The sequence below is a fragment of the Actinomadura sp. NBRC 104425 genome (genome assembly GCF_030269545.1).
In the GTDB taxonomy this organism is placed as follows: Bacteria; Actinomycetota; Actinomycetes; order Streptosporangiales; family Streptosporangiaceae; genus Spirillospora; species Spirillospora keratinilytica.
This window is the reverse complement of record NZ_BSTN01000006.1, coordinates 116,043-134,827: the sequence shown is the minus strand read 5'-3', so window position 1 is coordinate 134,827 and position 18,785 is coordinate 116,043. Positions and strand designations below refer to the sequence as shown.

Below are 18,785 nucleotides of genomic sequence, written 5' to 3'. Positions count from 1 at the left end.
ATGGCCATCTGGTTGACCGAGAACAGCAAGATCATCGTGCAGGGCATGACCGGCTCGGAGGGCATGAAGCACTCCCGCCGCATGCTCGCCGCGGGCGCCAAGGTCGTCGGCGGCGTCAACGCCCGCAAGGCCGGGCAGAGCGTCGACTTCGACGGCACCACGCTGCCGGTGTTCGGCACCGTCCGCGAGGCGATGGCCGAGACCGGCGCCGACGTGTCGGTGGTGTTCGTCCCGCCGAAGTTCACCAAGGACGCCGTGGTCGAGGCGATCGACGCCGAGATCCCGCTGTGCGTGGTGATCACCGAGGGCATCCCGGTGCACGACACCGCCTACTTCTGGGCCTACGCCGGGTCCAGGGGCAACAAGACCCGCATCATCGGCCCCAACTGCCCGGGCATCGCCTCGCCCGGCAAGTCCAACGCCGGCATCATCCCCGCCGACATCACCTCGCCCGGCCGCATCGGGCTGGTGTCCAAGTCGGGCACGCTGACGTACCAGATGATGTACGAGCTGCGCGACATCGGCTTCTCCACCTGCGTCGGCATCGGCGGCGACCCGGTCATCGGCACCACCCACATCGATGCGCTGCAGGCGTTCCAGGACGACCCCGAGACCGACGCCATCGTGATGATCGGTGAGATCGGCGGGGACGCCGAGGAGCGCGCCGCCGCGTACATCGAAAAGAACATCACCAAGCCGGTCGTCGGCTACGTCGCCGGGTTCACCGCGCCCGAGGGCAAGACGATGGGCCACGCCGGGGCGATCGTGTCCGGCTCGGCGGGCACCGCGCAGGCCAAGAAGGAGGCGCTGGAGAAGGTCGGCGTCCGCGTCGGCAAGACCCCCAGCGAGACCGCCCGCCTGATGCGCGAGATCATGCAGAGCCTCTGAGCCTCTGACGGGGCGCGTCGCAGTTCCGGAAAAGACGCCCGAGCCGCCCGTCCCGGCGGCCCGGGCGTCTTCCGTTTGCGCCCGCTCCTCGCCGCCGGATTGTGTCGGTGGCGTCCGGCAGGATGGGGGCCGTGAACCGAGACGACCACTGGCGGCTCGTCGAGGACGCCCGCGCCGCCGTCCCGGCCGACGACCTCGCCGTCGCCGAGCAGGCCGCCGCCCTGCGGGCCGAACGCCCGCGCACGCCCGTCACCAACCCGCAGCAAGGCGACACGCCGGGCGGGTGAGAGGCCCCGGCTGCACGGGTCCCGGGTGCCAGCATTGACGCCGTGAGCGATGTGAGCCCGGACAGCAGCGTGACCTCCCCGCCCGCCGAGCAGCCCAGGGCGGCGTCGGCATCCGGCAGGCCGGCCCCGCACGCCGCCATGTCGCGCCCGCTGTATGTGACGGGGCTGGTCGGGGCGCTGTGGTGCATCGGCATCGGGCTCGCCGTGCTCACCACCGTCACCCTCGTCGGCTGGATCGCCGCACCGCGCACGGCGCTGGGCGCGGGCATGCCCGGGGTGTTCCGGACGGCGGTCACGCTCTGGCTGGTGTCCCACCACGCCGGGGTCGCCGTCGAGCACGGCCGCGTCGGGCTGCTGCCGCTCGGCCTGCTCGTCATCCCGGGCGCGCTGCTGTACCGCAGCGGCGGCTGGATGATCCGGGTCGGCGGTGTGCGGCGCCGCCCGCGCGTCGCCGTGGCGCACGTCGCGGTCGCGCTGGCCGTCCCCTACGCCCTGCTGGCGGGGCTGCTCGCCCTGGCCGCCGGGTCGCCGGTGATCCGCCCGTCCGCCTGGCAGGCCCTGATCGCCTGCTTCGTCGTCGGCGTGATCGCGGGCGGGCTCGGCGCGGCGCGGGCCGCCGTCGCCCACATCGCCGCCGGCCGCCGGGTGCGCTCCGGGCTCGGCGCGCTGCTGCGGCTGCTGCCGGAACGGCCCCGCTCGCTGGTGGTCGGCGCCGCCGGCGCGCTCGCCGTCCTGCTCGCGGCCGGGGCCGTGCTGGCCGGCGTGTCCCTCGCCGTGCACACCGACGAGGCGACCCGGCTGTACGACATGCTCTCCCCGGGCATCGTCGGCGGGGTCCTGCTGCTGATGATCGAGCTGGCGTTCCTGCCGAACGCGGTGGTCTGGGGCATGTCCTACGCCGTCGGCCCGGGCTTCTCCGTCGGGGCGGGCACCAGCGTGTCGCCGACCGGGGTGTTCCTGGACGTCATGCCCGCCTTCCCGCCGCTGGCCGCGCTGCCCGAGCCCGGACCGGCGCCGCTGGCGTCCCTGGTGGTGCTGGCCGCCCCGTTCGCCGCGGGCGCCGTCGGCGGGGTGCTCACGGTGCGGTCCATGCCGAGCCGGTCCTACGAGGCGGCGCCGCTGTGGGGGTTTGTGACCGGGGCGCTGGCGGGCCTGGTCGCGGCGCTGCTGGCGGCGCTGTCGGGCGGCCCGATCGGCGGCGGCCGGATGGCCACCGTCGGGCCGTCGCCCTGGCGGGTCGGCCTGCTGGCGGCCCTGGAGATCGGAATCTCGGCGGCGATCGCGGCGTGGACGGCGAACTGGCTGATTTTGCGCCGCCCCGGCGAGGCGTCGTCCGGACGCCCCGAGCGGCGCCGCAAGATCCGCGGCACCAGGCGGCCGGTGCGGGCGGTGCGGCGCCGGCCGAAGCCCACCGCGGCCGTGATGCCGGACGCGGTGGAGGCGGTGGAGGCGCCGCCCGTGCCGGTGCCGGACGAGGAGCCGCCGCGGCCCGTCGCCGCGCCCGAGCCCCCGCAGTCGCCGTACACGGCCGACCCGCTCGAATTCGAGGAGGCCGAACCCGTCCTCGCGCCGCGCCGCACCCCGCGCAACAGGCCGCGCACCGCCGATCCGCTGCCCGACCTGGCCCCTCGGGGCGGGGACGGCGAAGGCCACGCGGACGGCCACAGGGACGGGCACGCCGCCGGGCCCTACGCGCCCGAGCCGAGAGCCCCGGAGCCCGAGGAGGACGAGCGGCGGCCGTCCCACGACGACGCCGGGTCCGAGCCGCGCGGACGCACCGAGAACCGCGGCGGCGCCATCTACGTCCTGAAGGACGAACCGGACCGCTAGGGGAGGCGTCAGGAAAGGACGGCGCCGGACAGGCTGCCCTCGGGCAGGTTCAGCTTCTCCTCGATCTTGGGGAAGTACCGGTCACGGCACGCCTCCTCGTCGATCCTGGTGTTGGCCGTCAGCATGCACTCGTTGTAGCCGCTCGTCTCCGGCCCGATCACCACCGCCATCGCGGCCGCCGCCGCGGCCATGGCCAGCCCCACCGCGCCGAGCACCATGCCGGGGGTTGCGCCGGGCGCGAGCACATTGCGCCGGCGCGCGCGCCGCTGCGCCTTGACGCCCACCACGAGCGACGCAACGCCCAGCACCAGGCCCACCGGGAACATCGGCCACGCCAGTACCAGCGCGCCGACACCCAGCCACAGGGCCCGCCAGCCGGTGCGCTCCTCGGGCGCGTTCGCCGGGGGACGGCCCGCGGGGGGCGGTCCCGCCGGACCGCCGTGGGCGGTGTCGTCGCCGGGGGTCCGGCCGGTGTCCTGGCGAAGGACGCTGCCGCCGTCGCCCTGGCCCGGCTGCTCACTCACGTTGGTTCCTCCTGGCCGCTGAGGTCGATGCGCTTTGGGGCCTGCCGAGCACGGCCGATAGGCTTCGTGCTGGGCGGTCAGTGCCCCGGACACTGCCGCGCAGGTCCGTCAACCCCAACGTCCACCAGGGAGTCATGGTGTCCGCCCGGCTCGTCGTCCTCGTCTCCGGTGCGGGGACCAACCTGCAGGCACTGCTCGACGCGTGCTCGGACCCAGCCTACGGCGCGCAGGTGGTGGCCGTGGGCGCAGACCGCGACGGCACCGGCGGCGTGGCGCGCGCCGAACGCGCCGGGCTGCCGACGTTCGTCGTCCGCCTGCCCGATTTCCCCGACCGCGCGCAGTGGGACGCCGCCCTCGCCGACGCCGTCGCCGAGCACAAGCCGGACCTGGTCGTCTCCGCCGGGTTCATGAAGATCTTCGGCCCCCGGTTCCTGGAGCGGTTCGGCGGCCGCACCATCAACACCCATCCCGCGCTGCTGCCCGCCTTCCCCGGGGCGCACGCCGTCCGCCAAGCCCTGGACTACGGGGTGAAGGTGACGGGCTGTACCGTTCACTTCGTCGACGAAGGCGTGGACACCGGACCCGTCATCGCCCAGGAGACCGTCCGGGTCGGCTGGCATGACGACGAGGACTCCCTGCACGAGCGCATCAAGCAGGTGGAGCGGCGGCTGCTGGTCGAGGTCGTGGGCCGCCTGGCCCGCGACGGCTGGACCCAGCGGGGCAGACGGGTCTCCATGAAGTGCAGGATCTGCAACACGTCCGTAGACGGAGACGATGAGGGGAGCTCGGCCGGTGAGTCGGGTGACGATTAAGCGCGCGCTGATCAGCGTGTACGACAAGACGGGGCTGGAGGAGCTGGCCCGCGGCCTGCACGAGGCCGGGGTGGAGATCGTCTCCACCGGCTCCACCGCCGGCCGGATCGCCGCCGCCGGGGTGCCCGTCATGAAGGTCGAGAAGCTCACCGGGTTCCCCGAGTGCCTGGACGGGCGGGTCAAGACCCTGCACCCCAAGGTGCACGCCGGGCTGCTGGCCGACCGCCGCAAGGACGACCACGTCCAGCAGCTGGAGGACCTGAGCGTCGAGCCGTTCGACCTGGCCGTGGTGAACCTGTACCCGTTCGCCGCCACCGTGGCGTCGGGCGCCAAGCCGGACGAGTGCGTCGAGCAGATCGACATCGGCGGCCCCACGATGGTGCGGGCCGCCGCCAAGAACCACGCCAGCGTCGCCGTCGTCGTCGACCCGGCCGACTACGGCCAGGTGCTGGAGGCCGTGGCGGCGGGCGGCTTCACGCTGGAGCAGCGGCGCCGCCTGGCCGCGCGCGCGTTCGCGCACACCGCCGCCTACGACGTGGCGGTCGCGTCCTGGTTCGCCGGCCCGTACGCGGCCGACGCCGACGCCGCCGAGTCGGGCTGGCCGGACTTCCTCGGCGCCGCCTGGGAGCGCAAGGCCGTCCTGCGGTACGGGGAGAACCCGCACCAGCGCGCCGCGCTCTACACCGCGCAGGGGGGCCCGGCGGGGCTGGCGGGCGCCGAGCAGCTGCACGGCAAGGAGATGTCGTACAACAACTACGTCGACGCCGACGCCGCCCGCCGCGCCGCCTACGACTTCGCCGAGCCCGCCGTGGCGATCATCAAGCACGCCAACCCGTGCGGCATCGCGGTCGGCGCGGACGTGGCCGAGGCGCACCGCAAGGCGCACGCCTGCGACCCGGTGTCGGCCTACGGCGGCGTCATCGCGGTCAACCGCCCGGTGACCGCGGCGATGGCCGAGCAGGTCGCCGACGTGTTCACCGAGGTCATCGTGGCGCCCGGCTTCGACGACGAGGCCCTGCGGATCCTCACCCGCAAGAAGAACATCCGGCTGCTGCGCTGCCCCGAGGGGCCGGCGAGCACCGAGGAGTACCGGCGCATCGACGGCGGCGTGCTGCTGCAGAGCGTCGACAAGGTGGACGCCCCCGGCGACGACCCGGCGAACTGGGAGCTGAAGACCGGCGCCCCCGCCGACGAGGCCACGCTGCGCGATCTGGCGTTCGCGTGGAAGGCGTGCCGCTCGGTCAAGTCCAACGCGATCCTGCTGGCCGCGGACGGCGCCACCGTCGGCGTCGGCATGGGCCAGGTCAACCGGGTGGATTCGGCGCGGCTGGCGGTGTCGCGGGCGGGCGACCGGGCCGCCTCGGCGGTCGGCGCGTCCGACGCCTACTTCCCGTTCCCCGACGGCCTGCAGGTGCTCGCCGAGGCGGGCGTGCGGGCGATCGTCGAGCCGGGCGGGTCCATCCGCGACGAGGAAGTGATCGCCGCGGCCAAGGACGCGGGCGTGACGCTCTACTTCACCGGCGTGCGCCACTTCTTTCATTGACGCCGCGTCCGCCGGCCCGGTGCAGCCGCACCGGGCCGGCGGCGTTTCCTGTTGCGGGCCGTCTGTACCGGTCTGGGCGATTCCATGCCTGGCGGCTTGGTAGCCTCGCCGTCGGTCGCGTCCGCCCCCTTGTGATGTCTGGCGCGTCCGAGGCCTGGCCCGTGCCCGTGGCAGGCGATCACCGTTGAGCCTTTGGAGGCGCGATGGACTCGGTTGTGTCCCTGCTGCTGGGGATGGTCGTGCAGACCACGTCCCTGCTCCTGGAGGCGCGGCAGCTGATCGGCCTGGTCGCCGCCGCCCTGGCCGCGATCCTGGCCGCCCAGCTCGGCTGGCACGGCACCGACCGCCTGATCTCCTGGCGCGGCCGCCCCGACGAGGACTGATCCGCCCGCGCCGCGGCCCGGCCCCGGCCGATAGCATGGCGGGGACGCGACTGGCGCGGACAAGGTGGAGTCACCACCGGGGAGCGAACGACATCCGGACACCGCGCGCCTGGGTGTACGGGACGGCGGCCGGGGAACCCGCGACGAGCCCGTCCACACGGAAAGTCCCGGCCACGACAGCGCGGAGGTGCACATGACCGCACGGATCCTGGACGGCAAGGCCACGGCCGCGGAGATCAGGGCCGATCTGAAGAAGCGGGTCGACGCGCTGCGCGAACGCGGTGCCCGCGTGGGCCTCGGCACCGTGCTGGTCGGCGACGACCCCGGCAGCCACGCCTACGTCAACATGAAGCACCGCGACTGCGCCGAGGTGGGCATCGAGAGCATCCGCCGCGACCTGCCCGCCGACGCCTCCCAGGAGGACGTCGAACGCGCCGTCGCCGAGCTGAACGCCGACCCCGCCTGCACCGGCTACATCGTCCAGCTGCCGCTGCCCAAGGGCCTGGACGAGCACCGCGTGCTGGAGCTGATCGACCCGGCCAAGGACGCCGACGGCCTGCACCCGGTCAACCTGGGGCGGCTCGTCCTCATGCAGCCCGCCCCGCTGCCGTGCACCCCCAAGGGCATCCTGGAGCTGCTGCGCCGCTACGACGTCCCGCTGCGCGGCGCCGAGGTCACCGTCGTCGGCCGCGGCCTGACCGTGGGCCGCTCGCTCGGCCTGCTGCTCACCCGCCGCTCCGAGAACGCCACCGTGACGTCCTGCCACACCGCCACCCGCGACCTGGCCGCGCACACCCGCCAGGCCGACATCGTCGTGGCCGCCGCCGGGGTCCCGGGACTGATCACCGCGGACATGGTCAAGCCCGGTGCCGCCGTGCTGGACGTGGGCGTGTCCCGCGTGGACGGCAAGCTGACCGGTGACGTCGCCCCGGACGTCCGCGAGGTGGCGGGCTGGGTCGCCCCCAACCCCGGCGGCGTCGGCCCGATGACGCGCGCCATGCTCCTGGCCAACGTCGTCGAAGCCGCCGAAGCCGCGACCGCCTGAGCCCCGACGTGACCGCCCGACCTGCGGCGCGCCCGGGTGGCCCCGGCATGGCTGCCGCCGAGGCCGGGTGAGGTCCGGCCTGGCCGCAGTCCCGGTGCGACCACCTGAGCCGGCGCGGCGGCGCCTCACCGGTACGGCGGTGGGCGCATGGCGGTGGGCGGGGGTGGTCCCCTGCGCACGCGGTGCGCACCGGCGTTCTGGCATGGCCGGGTGTGCTCGGACGTGGCCGCCTCATCTCCGGCGTGATCGCCTGAGTCTTGGTGTGGCCGGGGTGGCCCCCAGCATGACCGTGGGTGCCGACGTGGCCGATGAGCTTCGGCGTGGCCGCGAGTGGGGCGTGGCCACCTGGGCTCCGGCCCGGCCGGGCCCGGTCGGTGCGGATGGAGATGGCGGGGGTTCGCCCGTACGGGGCCGTGGCCCTCGGCGCATGGCCCCGTACGGGCGAACCTTGCGGACCGCTCCCCGATTGCGCTGCCGTGGGGGCGGCCGCAAGCTCAGCGCGTCAGGTCAGCTCGCCCGGCGCCCCGCCGCGCCCGCCGGGGGCCGGCCCGGCGTGCCGATGCGGCCCGGTGGGTGGCCGGGGGCGTGCCCGGTGCGGCGGACCTCCGCGGTGCGGGTGTCCATGGGCGTCCGGTTCTGCTGCGGCACGTGCACCGGCGGCAGCGGGCGGACGAGCCCCATCGCGATGACCTCGTTGGCGAGGCGGGTGCGCCGGTTGGCGCCCTCGGGGATCCGGAACTTCTGGTAGAGGCGCAGCAGGTGCTGCTTGACCGCGGCCTCGGTGACCACCAGATCGGCGGCGATCTCGCGGGCGGTGGCGGGCGCGACGAACGCCTCGTCCGACAGGGCGGGCCGGCACAGCGAGGTCAGCACGTCGACCTCCCGGCGGGTGAGCTCGGGGGCCACGGCGCGCCGCAGCTCGACGTCCGGATCGACCTCCTCCCGGGGGATGCCCCCCATCCGGCAGCGCGCCGTGCCGAAGCTCACGACGTCGCCGTCCTCCAGTACGCGGCGGGCGATCGGGCGGCCGTTGACCCTGGTCCCGTTGCGGGACAGGCCCATGTCGACGACATAGACGTACGGGCCGCGCCGAACGATCTCTGCGTGCAATCGGGACACACTCGGGTCGTCGAGGCGGATGTCGACTCCGCGCCCTCGCCCGACCGTCGTGACGTCGGGGCGCAGCGGCATCACCAGGCCGCTGTCCTCGATCCGCATGAACGGCCCCTCCACGGCAGTCCTCCCAGCTAGTTAGCGACCCCTGTCTGCCGAGTTACCCGGACCCGCTGGCGCCACACCCTCCTACCGGTGAGTAGGACCCACGCCACAAGGCGTCCGGCGTCCCACTGCGTTCGCGTAACCCCAGGTGTACCGCCCGAACGGCTGTCAATTTTCAACCGCGCTCCCGCAAAGCGGTGGAAAATGCTTTCGCAGTAGACGTTACATCCGTAAGGCGTCCACACGGTCCGTTGGGCGCCCCGGACGGGAATCCCAACCGCTACGGTTGGGGTGTCCAGACCTTTCGGTGAGGTCGGTGGGAGAGAGATGAGCGCGGAGCTGGGCCGGCGGCGGAGGCGGGTCCCGGGAGCGGGCGGCGCGCGGGCCGGCCGGCTGAGCCGGCTGCCCTACCTGCTGGTGCTGTGCGGCGTGGCCGGCGGGCTGGTGCTGTGCTCGATGGCCTACTTCCGCAAGGGCTCGATGCTGATCGCCGCCGCGCTGCTGTTCGGCGCGCTGGCCCGGGCGCTGCTGCCGGAGTCCCAGCTCGGGCTGCTGGCGGTGCGCAGCCGCTCGCTGGACTGCTGGACGCTGGTCGTCCTCGGCGAGCTGACCGCCTTCGCGGCCCTCAGCATCCCCCCGATGAACAAGGCGGGCCTGGCCGTGGCCGCCGCCTTCGGCGTGCTGGTCGGGCTGGCCGGGCTGCTGCGCGTGCTGCGGTATGTGTTCTTCGAACGGCGCGGCGCGCATCGGCGCCGGACGGGCGATGCCGAGGGCGTCCCGGTTCATCCCTTGTGATGGAAAGTGTCAGGTAAGGGGCAGGTCTAGACCGGTACGGGCGGTCGGCTAGCCTAACCAGTTGAGCCTTACAAGGACTGCCGGCCGGTGTAGGAAGAGGGACAGCAACAGCATGCCCAAGATCAAAGTAGCGGGCCCGGTCGTCGAACTCGACGGCGACGAGATGACGCGGATCATCTGGAAATTCATCAAGGACCAGCTGATCCTGCCCTACCTGGACGTCGACCTGAAGTACTACGACCTCGGGATCGAGAACCGGGACGCCACCGACGACCAGGTGACGGTCGACGCCGCCAACGCCATCCGCGAGCACGGCGTCGGCGTCAAGTGCGCGACCATCACCCCGGACGAGGCCCGCGTCGAGGAGTTCGGCCTCAAGAAGATGTGGCGGTCGCCCAATGGAACGATCCGCAACATCCTGGGCGGCGTGGTGTTCCGCGAGCCGATCGTGGTGTCCAACATCCCGCGTCTGGTGCCCGGGTGGACCAAGCCCATCATCATCGGCCGGCATGCGCACGGCGACCAGTACCGCGCCTCCGACTTCGTCGTCCCCGGCCCCGGCACGGTGACGATCTCCTACGTCCCCGAGGACGGCGGCGAGCCCATCGAGATGGAGGTCGCCAAGTTCCCCGGCGGCGGCGTCGCCATGGGCATGTACAACTTCGACGACTCGATCCGGGACTTCGCCCGCGCGACCATGCGCTACGCGCTCGACCGCGGCTACCCGCTGTACATGTCCACCAAGAACACGATCCTCAAGGCCTACGACGGCCGGTTCAAGGACCTGTTCGCCGAGATCTACAAGACCGAGTTCAAGGCCGAATTCGAGGCCAAGGGCCTCACCTACGAGCACCGGCTGATCGACGACATGGTCGCCCAGGCCCTCAAGTGGGAGGGCGGCTTCGTCTGGGCCTGCAAGAACTACGACGGCGACGTCCAGTCCGACGTGGTGGCGCAGGGCTTCGGCTCGCTCGGCCTGATGACCTCCGTGCTGATGACCCCCGACGGCCGCACCGTCGAGGCCGAGGCGGCGCACGGCACCGTCACCCGGCACTACCGGCAGCACCAGCAGGGCAAGCCGACCTCCACCAACCCGATCGCGTCCATCTTCGCCTGGACGCGGGGTCTGGCCCACCGCGGCAAGCTGGACAACCAGCCCGAGGTCATCGGGTTCGCCCGCGCGCTGGAGGAGGTCTGCGTCGAGACCGTCGAGAACGGCCAGATGACCAAGGACCTCGCCCTGCTGGTCGGCAACGACAGCTGGCTCACCACGCAGGAGTTCCTGGAGGCCCTGGACGTCAACCTGCAGAAGAAGGTCGCCAAGTGAGGTGACCCCTCGCGGCGTCGCGGAGGCCGCCCCGGCGACCCCGGGGCGGCCTCCGGCGCTTTCCGGGCGTAGCCGCGGCGCTGCGGGGTACACGGCCGGCACACCTGGCGGAAACCGCCGCGGCGGCGCGCGATAGCCTGGCGGGCGGTATCTCGACAACGAGACAAACCGCGCGGCGGCCCGCCCCCGGGGCGTCCGCGCCGGAGAACCACCGGAGGCCGACCGGCCCCGTCAGGTCACAGCAGGAGATGAACGCATGACTCGGACCCCAGTCAACGTCACCGTCACCGGCGCCGCGGGCCAGATCGGCTACGCGCTGCTGTTCCGCATCGCGTCGGGGCAGCTGCTCGGCGCGGACGTCCCGGTACGCCTGCGGCTGCTGGAGATCCCGCAGGCGGTCAAGGCGGCCGAGGGCACCGCCATGGAGCTGGAGGACGCCGCCTTCCCGCTGCTGACCGGCATCGACATCTTCGACGACCCGACCCCCGCGTTCGACGGCGCCAACGTCGCGCTGCTGGTCGGGGCGCGGCCGCGGACCAAGGGCATGGAGCGCGGCGACCTGCTGGAGGCCAACGGCGGCATCTTCAAGCCGCAGGGCCAGGCCATCAACGCCGGCGCCGCCGACGACATCAAGGTGCTGGTCGTCGGCAACCCGGCCAACACCAACGCGCTGATCGCCCAGCGCAACGCTCCGGACGTGCCCGCCGAGCGGTTCACCGCGATGACCCGCCTCGACCACAACCGGGCGCTGGCGCAGCTGGCCAAGAAGGCGGGCGTGTCCGTCGCCGACATCAAGAAGATGACGATCTGGGGCAACCACTCGGCCACCCAGTACCCGGACATCTTCCACGCCGAGATCGGCGGCAAGAACGCGGCCGAGACGGTCAACGACCGGGAGTGGCTGGAGAACGACTTCATCCCGACGGTCGCCAAGCGCGGCGCGGCGATCATCGAGGCGCGCGGGGCGTCCAGCGCCGCGTCCGCGGCCAGCGCGGCCATCGACCACGTGTACACGTGGGTGAACGGCACCGCGGAGGGCGACTGGACGTCCATGGCCGTGCCGTCGGACGGCTCCTACGGGGTGCCCGAGGGCCTGATCTCGTCCTTCCCGGTGACCTGCAAGGACGGCCGCTGGGAGATCGTCCAGGGGCTGGAGATCGACGACTTCTCCCGGGCCCGCATCGACGCCTCGGTCAACGAGCTGGCCGAGGAGCGGGACGCCGTGCGCAAGCTCGGCCTGATCTGACGCGTCCCGATCCGACGCTTTCCGATCTGACGCGGTCTGACCGCGGCAGACTCTGGGCCCCGGGCCGGAATGCCGGTCCGGGGCCTTTTCGCTGCGTCGACGCAGGTGAGAAATGTCTTAGGAGGGTGCTTTCCTACCGCTAAGGTGGCTGATCAGCCATGGACGACATGGCGGCCGAGCGGTGGGACGGCCGAGGGGCGGGAGGACATACGGGGTGGAGCAGGCTTTTCACGTAGATCTTCGGGGTGTGGTCGACCTGCTCAGCCGCCACCTCTACTCCAGTCCCCGCGTCTACCTGCGGGAGCTGCTGCAGAACGCGGTGGACGCGATCACGGCGCGGGGCGGCGCGGGCGGCGCGGTGCGGATCGAGACCGGCGGCGGGCGGCTGCGCGTGCACGACGACGGCGTCGGGCTGACCGAGGACGAGGTGCACCGGCTGCTGGCCACGATCGGGCGGTCGTCCAAGCGGGACGAGCTGGGCTTCGCGCGCCACGACTTCCTCGGGCAGTTCGGCATCGGGCTGCTGTCGGCGTTCCTGGTGGCCGACGAGATCGAGGTGGAGACCCGGTCGGCGGCGGCGCCCGGTGCGGCGGCGGTGCGGTGGACGGGCCTGGCCGACGGCCGGTACCGCGTCGAGCCGGGCGAACGAGACGAGCCGGGCACGACGGTGACGCTGCGGTCCCGCCCCGGGACGGCCGAGCTGCTGGAGCCGGCGGTGGTGGCCGAGCTGGCCCGCGCGTACGGGGCGCTGCTGCCGGTCACCGTGACCGTCGACGGCGAGCAGATCACCGGCGGCGGTCCGCCCTGGCTGGCGGCGCACCCGGATCCGGCGCGGCGCCGCCGCGCGCTGGACGCCTACTGCCGCGACCTGTTCGGGTTCGAGCCGTTCGACGTGATCGACCTGGAGGTGCCGGAGGCGGGCCTGACCGGTGTGGCGTTCGTGCTGCCGCACGCGGTGTCGCCGTCCGCCCGGGGCGCGCACCGGGTGTACCTGAAGCGGATGCTGCTGGCCGAGAACGTCGAGGGGCTGCTGCCCGACTGGGCGTTCTTCGTCCGGTGCGTGGTGGACGCCGGTGAGCTGCGCCCCACCGCGAGCCGGGAGGCGCTCTACGAGGACGAGCTGCTGGAGTCGGCCCGGCGGGCGCTGGGCGAGCGGCTGCGCCAGTGGCTGGTGCGGCTGGCCGAGACCGATCCGGCGCGGCTGCGCGGCTTCCTGCGGCTGCACGGGCTGGGCGTCAAGGCGATGGCGCTGCACGACGACGAGATGCTGCGGATCGTCGACCGCTGGCTGGAGTTCGAGACCTCGGCGGGCCCGATGACGCTGGCCGAGTTCCGCAGGCGGCACGCCGAACTGCTCTACACCGGCAGCGTGGAGGAGTTCCGCCGGCTGTCGGCGGTGGCGGGCGCGCAGGGCGTAGGGCTGGTCAACGGCGGTTACGTGCACGACGTCGAGATCATCGAGCGGCTGCCCGCCATCGACCCGGACGCGGAGCCGCGCCGCCTGGAACCGGCCGAGCTGGCCACCCGCTTCGGCGTGGTGGACCCGGCGGCCGAGCTGGCGCTGCGCCCGTTCCTGGCGGTTGCGCAGCGCGCCGTGGAGCGGCTGGGCTGCGAGGTGGTGATCCGCGACTTCGACCCGGCGTCGCTGCCCGCCCTCTACCTGACCAGCCGCGCCGCGCAGCACCAGCAGGAGCTGTCGCAGGCCAGGGAGCTGGCCGACGACCTGTGGTCGGACGTGCTGGGCGCGCTGAACAACGCCGTCGAGGCGGACCGGCCGCAGCTCGTCCTCAACCACCGCAACCCGCTGACCCGGCGCGTCACGGCACTGACCGAGGAGGGCCTGATCGAACTGGCCGTCCAGGCGCTGTACGGGCAGGCGCTGCTGCTCGGGCAGCACCGGCTGCGCCCCGCCGACACCGCCGTTCTCAACCGTTCCTTCCTCGGCCTGCTCGACTGGGCCGTGCACGACCCGGAGGCCGAAAAGTGAGCACCGCTGAAGTCCACGAGCTGATGGCGCGGGCCGAGGAGCTGCCCTACGGCGAGGCCAAGACGGTGCTGGTGGAGGACGCGCTGCGCCGCGCCGAGGCGACCGGCGACGACCGGCTGGCGTTCCGGGTGCGCATGTCGCTGACCACCGCCTACCAGTACGGCGGCGAACCGGCCAAGGCGTTCACCACGTTCAGCCGGTGCCTGGCCGAGCACGACCGCGACCCGGGCCGCCACGACGCGGAGCGGCGGCTGCTGTGGCACTTCAAGTGGATCGTCCACTCGCTGACGCTGTTCGCCGAGGTGCCGCTCGACCGCACGTACGCGGTCATGGACGACATGGAGCGCCGCTACCGGGCCGGCGGGTACAGCCTGCAGGCGGTGTACCACTACCGCAACGCCGTGGCCCGGCACGTGGGCGACCTCGACGCCGCCGACGAGTGGTACGCCAAGTGGCATGCGGCGCCGCGCGACGAGCTGTCGGACTGCGAGGGCTGCGACCCGACCGGCATGGTGCGGCACCTGGAGGTGCGGGGGCGCGACGAGGAGGCGCTGGCCGTCGCGGCGCCGGTGCTGGGCGACGAGCTGACCTGCAGCGAGCAGCCGCACGGCATCCTGACCGCGCTGCTGCCGGTCTACCTGCGCACGGGCCGGCTGGACGAGGCGCGCGACGCGCACCGCCGCGCGTACCGGCTGGTGCGGTCCAGCGTGGCGGACCTGTCGCTGGTCGGCGAGCACATCTGGTTCTGCGCGGTGACGGGCAACGAGCCGCGCGGGTTCGAGATCCTCCAGCGGCACCTGGGGTGGCTGGACCGGGCGCCGAGCCCGTGCGACGCCATGGAGTTCGCCGCGGCGGGCGCCCTGCTGCTGCGCCGGATGGAGGAGGCGGGCGCCGGGGACGTGGCCGTGCGCCGTCCCGGCGGGGCCGGCGAGGTGAGCGCGGCGGAGCTGCGGGCGGAGCTGGCCGGGCGCGCCCGCGAGATCGCGGCCCGCTTCGACGCCCGCAACGGCACCTCCTACCAGGGCGAGAAGGTGGAGCGGATGCTCGCCGACGAGCCGGTCGTCGAGCACCTGCCGCTGACCGCCCACGACCGCCGCCGGCCCGCCCCGGCGCCGTCTCCGGCCCGGCCTGCGCCGGAGCCCGAGCAGGGCCGCGACCTGTCCGGCGTGACCGACCTGGACGCGCTGCTCGACGCGGCCGACGAGGCCCGGTCGGCGGACGACTTGGACGGCGCGCTGGCCGCGTGGCGGCGGTTCGACGAGGTGGCGGGCGACCGCCGGCTCACCGTGCTGCAGACGGCGCGGCGCGCCGACGGCCGCGGCGTGGAACTGCTGACCGGCGGCGAATACGGGGCGGCGCTGGCGGAGTGGCGGCGGGCGGTGGAGCTGTTCGCCGAGGCGGGCGACCGGGTGCGCGAGCAGAGCGGGCTGAGCCGCATCGGCGCGCTGCTGTTCGCGACGGGCGAGCCGGAGGAGGGCATCGCGCTGATGCGGGCCGCCGTCGCCGTCCTCGACGAGCACGACGCGGGGGCGCCGCGCGCGTTCGACGCCCGCATGCGCCTGGCCGACGCCCTGCTGCGCGGCGAACGCCCGGAGGAGGGCCTGGCCGTGCTGGACGGCCTGGCGCCGTCCCGTCCGGGGGACCTCGGCGAGGTGGAGCTGTACCGGGGCCGCGGTCTCGGCGACCTCGGCCGCGACGCCGAGGCCACCGCCGTGCTGCGCCGGGCCTGCACCGCGTTCCGCGAGGCCGGGCGGCCCGATCGGCTGGCCGAGGCGGCGTTCCTGCTGGGCCGGATGCTGGCCTACGGCGAGGCCCAGGACCCGGACGCCGCACTGGAGGCCTACGACGAGGCCGTCGCCAACGCGGCCGCGGGCCCGCCCGGGCTGACCCCGGCCGCGCACGCCGAACGCGGCTCCCTACTGCTGGCGTGCGACCGCGCCGCCGACGCCGTCGCCGACATGGTGGAGGCGGTGGCCGGGTTCACCGCGCTCGGCCACCGGCCGCAGGCCGCCTACGCCCGTCTCGACCTGGCCGCCGCGTACCTGTCCACGGGGCGGCCCTTCGAGGCGGCGGAGGTCGCCGAGGAGGCCATGCCCGTGCTGGCCGAGCTGGACGACCCGGGCGCCGAACGCCGCTGCCGGTTCATCCTGGCGCACGCCCAGCGCGAACTCGGCGAGGAGCAGGCCGCGGAGGTCTTCACCTCGCTGGCCGAGGACGAGGACGACCCCGTCGCGGCCGCACAGCTGCTGGAGACGGCCGCCGACGTGCTCACCGGCCTCGACAAGGACGCCCTGGCCGCCGACGGGTTCCTGCGGGCCGCGGAGGCGTTCGCCAAGGCCGGCGACCCGTTCGGCGAGGTGCGCTGCCGCCGCCGCGGCGCGCTGTGCCGCGCGTGGGGCGGCGGCGGAGACCGCGCCCTGGCGGAGATGCAGGACGCCCGCCGGGCCCTCGGCGAGCTGCCCGCGCAGGAGCACGGGGCCGAGGCGGCCTGGGAGGCGGCGGCGCTGGACTACGACGAGGCCCGCATGCTGGCCACCCTCGGCCGGCTCGCCGACGCCGTGGAGCCGGCGAGCCGGGCCGTCGACGGGTTCGCCGCGGTCGGCGCGGACGACGCCGCGCAGGCCGCCGCCGCCCTGCGCGACGACATCCGCGGGCGGCTCTAGAGGATGCGGCGGGCTCCGTCGGCGGGGACGGCGGTGAGGAACCGCGGCTCCTGCCATCCGCGCCGCGCGTAGGCGGCGCGGACGGCCTCGCTCACCCGGTCGGCGCGGTCGGCCGGGGTGAGCACGATGGCCGAGCCGCCGAACCCGCCGCCGACCATGCGCCCGCCGCGCGCACCCGCCCGCTGCGCCTCCTCGACCGCGACGTCGGCGCCCGGCCAGGACACCTCGAACTGGTCGCGCAGCGACAGATGGGAGGCGGTGAGCATGGCGCCGAGCTCGGCCGTCGCGCCCGCCCGCAGCAGCCCCGCGGCCGCCTCCACGCGGTGGTTCTCGGTCACCACGTGCTGGACGCGGCGGCGCAGCACGGGATCGTCCAGGGCGTTCAGCGCGGCGGGCAGGTCCTTGACGTCGCGCAGCGCGGCCACGCCGAGCAGCTCGGCGGCCCGCTCGCACTCGGCGCGGCGGTTGCCGTAGTCGCCGTCGACCAGCTCGTGGTGCATGCGGGTGTCGACGACGAGCAGGGCCAGGCCGGCGTCTTCCAGGGGCAGCGGCACCTGCGTGGACAGGCCGCTGCGGCAGTCGAGCATCAGCGCGTGGCCCGCCGTGCACAGCAGGGACGCCGACTGGTCCATGATCCCGCAGGGCATGCCGACGTACTCGTGCTCGGCCCGCTGCGCCAGCCGGGCCAGCTCGCGCCGCCCCGCCGGGGTCAGCAGCTCGTCCGCGCCGTACAGCTCGCACAGCGCCAGCGCGGTGGCGCACTCCAGCGCCGCCGACGACGACAGGCCCGCGCCCTGCGGCAGGTCCGCGTCGATCAGCAGGGACGCCCCGCCGATCGGCGCGCCGGCCGCGTGCTCGCGCAGCACCCAGGCCGTCCCGGCGGGGTAGGCGGCCCACCGCTCCCGCTGCGGCGCCGTGTCGCGCCAGCGGCGCGCCTCGGGCGCGTGCGGGTCCACCGGCACGGCGACGCCGGACTCGGCGGCCTGCAGGGACCGCACCTCCAGCACGCCGTCGTCGCGGCGCGCCGCCGCCACCGACACGCCCTGGGGCAGCGCGAACGGCAGCACGAACCCGTCGTTGTAGTCGGTGTGCTCGCCGATCACGTTGACGCGGCCGGGGGCGCGCCACACGCCTTCCGGTGCGCGCCGGTACGCCTCGGTGAACGCGGCGGCCAGCGCGCGCGGGTCGGACGCCGTCATCGAGCCCGCTGGGCGAACGCCCACGCGTCGGCGACCATGGCCCGCAGGTCCCGCTCGGGCTTCCAGCCCAGCGCCGACCTGATCTTGTCCGACGAGGCCACCAGCACGGCGGGGTCGCCGGGCCGGCGCGGATGCGACTCGGCCGGGATCGGGTGGCCGGTGACCTCCCGGCACACCTCGATCACCTCGCGGACCGAGAACCCGTTGCCGTTGCCCAGGTTGAAGATCTGGTGCACGCCCGGCTCGCATGCCTCCAGCGCCAGCAGGTGCGCCACGCCCAGGTCGACCACGTGGATGTAGTCGCGCACGCAGGTGCCGTCGGGCGTGGGGTAGTCCTCGCCGAACACCATGACCTTCTCGCGCTCGCCGAGCGCGACCTTCAGCACGTTCGGGATCAGGTGCGTCTCGACGGTGTGCCGCTCGCCCTGCACCCGGCCGCCGTCGAGCAGCGCGCCCGCGACGTTGAAGTACCGCAGCGAGACCCCGCCGAGGCCGTGCAGCCGCGCGTACTCGGCCAGCGCGGTGTCGATGGCCAGCTTGGACGCCCCGTAGGGGTTGGTCGGTCGGGTCGGGTCGGTCTCCAGGATCGGCGTCGACTCCGGCTCGCCGTAGGTGGCGGCGGTGGAGGAGAACACGATCCGGTTCACCCCGGCGCGGCGCATCGCGTCCAGCAGCGCCAGCGACTCGCCCAGGTTGTTGTCCCAGTACAGGCCGGGCTTCTCCACCGACTCGCCGACCAGCGACCGGGCCGCGAAGTGCAGCACCGCGTCGAAGCCGGCGCCGTCCAGCACGCCGAAGGCGGCCTCGCGCAGCGTGCCGCGCACCAGCCGGGCCCCCTCGGGGACGGCGTCGGCGTGCCCGGTGGACAGGTCGTCCAGCACGACGACCTCGTGCCCGGCGTCCAGCAGCTGGGCGGCGACGACCCCGCCCACGTAGCCGGCGCCCCCCGTGACGAGCAGCTTCACGTGTCGTTACCTCCAAGTCCGACGGTTCCGCCCCGGCCGGTCGCCGACGCGAGTGATCGACTGCCCACGCTAT

The 18,785-nt window shown here is 74.1% G+C and carries 16 protein-coding genes and 1 riboswitch; of the genes, 12 read left to right on the top strand and 4 right to left on the bottom strand.

Annotated features, from left to right (window positions below):
* The 3 genes from sucD (at position 1) to QSK22_RS11955 (ending at position 3,005) form a co-directional block, all read left to right on the top strand.
* Complete coding sequence (sucD, locus tag QSK22_RS11965; RefSeq protein ID WP_285494164.1) at positions 1 to 888, top strand: succinate--CoA ligase subunit alpha; 888 nt, start codon at positions 1 to 3, stop codon at positions 886 to 888.
* A gap of 131 nt (positions 889 to 1,019) precedes the next feature.
* Complete coding sequence (locus tag QSK22_RS11960) at positions 1,020 to 1,175, top strand: DUF4240 domain-containing protein (protein ID WP_285494163.1); 156 nt, start codon at positions 1,020 to 1,022, stop codon at positions 1,173 to 1,175.
* Between the two features lie 42 nt (positions 1,176 to 1,217).
* Positions 1,218 to 3,005 (top strand): cell division protein PerM, encoded by a 1,788-nt coding sequence (locus QSK22_RS11955; protein ID WP_285494162.1) that lies wholly within the window; start codon positions 1,218 to 1,220, stop codon positions 3,003 to 3,005.
* An 8-nt stretch (positions 3,006 to 3,013) separates the two neighbouring features.
* On the opposite strand, the gene QSK22_RS11950 is transcribed toward QSK22_RS11955, so the two are convergent.
* On the bottom strand, positions 3,014 to 3,529 hold the full coding sequence (locus tag QSK22_RS11950; RefSeq protein ID WP_285494161.1) for a DUF4190 domain-containing protein: 516 nt from the start codon (positions 3,527 to 3,529) through the stop codon (positions 3,014 to 3,016).
* Between the two features lie 134 nt (positions 3,530 to 3,663).
* Between QSK22_RS11950 and purN the strand changes: the two genes are divergently transcribed.
* The 4 genes from purN to QSK22_RS11930 all read left to right on the top strand — a co-directional run bounded on the left by purN (position 3,664) and on the right by QSK22_RS11930 (position 7,312).
* A complete protein-coding gene (purN, locus tag QSK22_RS11945) occupies positions 3,664 to 4,341 on the top strand; it encodes a phosphoribosylglycinamide formyltransferase (RefSeq protein WP_285494160.1) in 678 nt (225 codons plus the stop codon).
* Positions 4,304 to 5,884, top strand: a complete 1,581-nt coding sequence (purH, locus tag QSK22_RS11940; RefSeq protein ID WP_502872298.1) for a bifunctional phosphoribosylaminoimidazolecarboxamide formyltransferase/IMP cyclohydrolase — start codon at positions 4,304 to 4,306, stop codon at positions 5,882 to 5,884. Before purN ends, purH begins: the two co-directional genes overlap by 38 nt.
* A 203-nt stretch (positions 5,885 to 6,087) precedes the next feature.
* Positions 6,088 to 6,267, top strand: a complete 180-nt coding sequence (locus QSK22_RS11935) for a hypothetical protein (protein ID WP_285494158.1) — start codon at positions 6,088 to 6,090, stop codon at positions 6,265 to 6,267.
* Positions 6,268 to 6,303: 36 nt separating this feature from the next.
* Positions 6,304 to 6,389, top strand: a riboswitch (ZMP/ZTP riboswitch).
* Positions 6,390 to 6,460: 71 nt separating this feature from the next.
* Complete coding sequence (locus tag QSK22_RS11930) at positions 6,461 to 7,312, top strand: bifunctional methylenetetrahydrofolate dehydrogenase/methenyltetrahydrofolate cyclohydrolase (protein WP_285494157.1); 852 nt, start codon at positions 6,461 to 6,463, stop codon at positions 7,310 to 7,312.
* A gap of 507 nt (positions 7,313 to 7,819) precedes the next feature.
* Here QSK22_RS11930 and QSK22_RS11925 read toward each other — a convergent pair.
* Entirely contained in the window at positions 7,820 to 8,545 is a 726-nt protein-coding gene (locus QSK22_RS11925) for an FHA domain-containing protein (protein ID WP_285494156.1), read from the bottom strand.
* Between the two features lie 312 nt (positions 8,546 to 8,857).
* On the opposite strand from QSK22_RS11925, the gene QSK22_RS11920 reads away from it, so the two are divergent.
* The 5 genes from QSK22_RS11920 to QSK22_RS11900 all read left to right on the top strand — a co-directional run bounded on the left by QSK22_RS11920 (position 8,858) and on the right by QSK22_RS11900 (position 16,548).
* Positions 8,858 to 9,325: a DUF3017 domain-containing protein gene (locus QSK22_RS11920; protein ID WP_285494155.1), complete on the top strand. Its 468-nt coding sequence runs from the start codon at positions 8,858 to 8,860 to the stop codon at positions 9,323 to 9,325.
* 112 nt (positions 9,326 to 9,437) lie between these two features.
* Positions 9,438 to 10,652: an NADP-dependent isocitrate dehydrogenase gene (locus QSK22_RS11915; RefSeq protein ID WP_285494154.1), complete on the top strand. Its 1,215-nt coding sequence runs from the start codon at positions 9,438 to 9,440 to the stop codon at positions 10,650 to 10,652.
* Positions 10,653 to 10,908: 256 nt separating this feature from the next.
* Complete coding sequence (locus QSK22_RS11910; protein ID WP_285494153.1) at positions 10,909 to 11,898, top strand: malate dehydrogenase; 990 nt, start codon at positions 10,909 to 10,911, stop codon at positions 11,896 to 11,898.
* A 214-nt stretch (positions 11,899 to 12,112) separates the two neighbouring features.
* A complete protein-coding gene (locus QSK22_RS11905; protein WP_285494152.1) occupies positions 12,113 to 13,885 on the top strand; it encodes an HSP90 family protein in 1,773 nt (590 codons plus the stop codon).
* Entirely contained in the window at positions 13,882 to 16,548 is a 2,667-nt protein-coding gene (locus QSK22_RS11900) for a hypothetical protein (protein WP_285494150.1), read from the top strand. The genes QSK22_RS11905 and QSK22_RS11900 overlap by 4 nt, the downstream gene beginning before the upstream one ends.
* Here QSK22_RS11900 and galK read toward each other — a convergent pair.
* Both galK and galE read right to left on the bottom strand, forming a co-directional pair.
* Positions 16,545 to 17,747, bottom strand: a complete 1,203-nt coding sequence (gene galK, locus QSK22_RS11895) for a galactokinase (RefSeq protein WP_285494353.1) — start codon at positions 17,745 to 17,747, stop codon at positions 16,545 to 16,547. The genes QSK22_RS11900 and galK overlap by 4 nt on opposite strands.
* Complete coding sequence (gene galE / locus QSK22_RS11890; protein WP_285494149.1) at positions 17,744 to 18,712, bottom strand: UDP-glucose 4-epimerase GalE; 969 nt, start codon at positions 18,710 to 18,712, stop codon at positions 17,744 to 17,746. Before galE ends, galK begins: the two co-directional genes overlap by 4 nt.
* Positions 18,713 to 18,785: the final 73 nt, after the last annotated feature.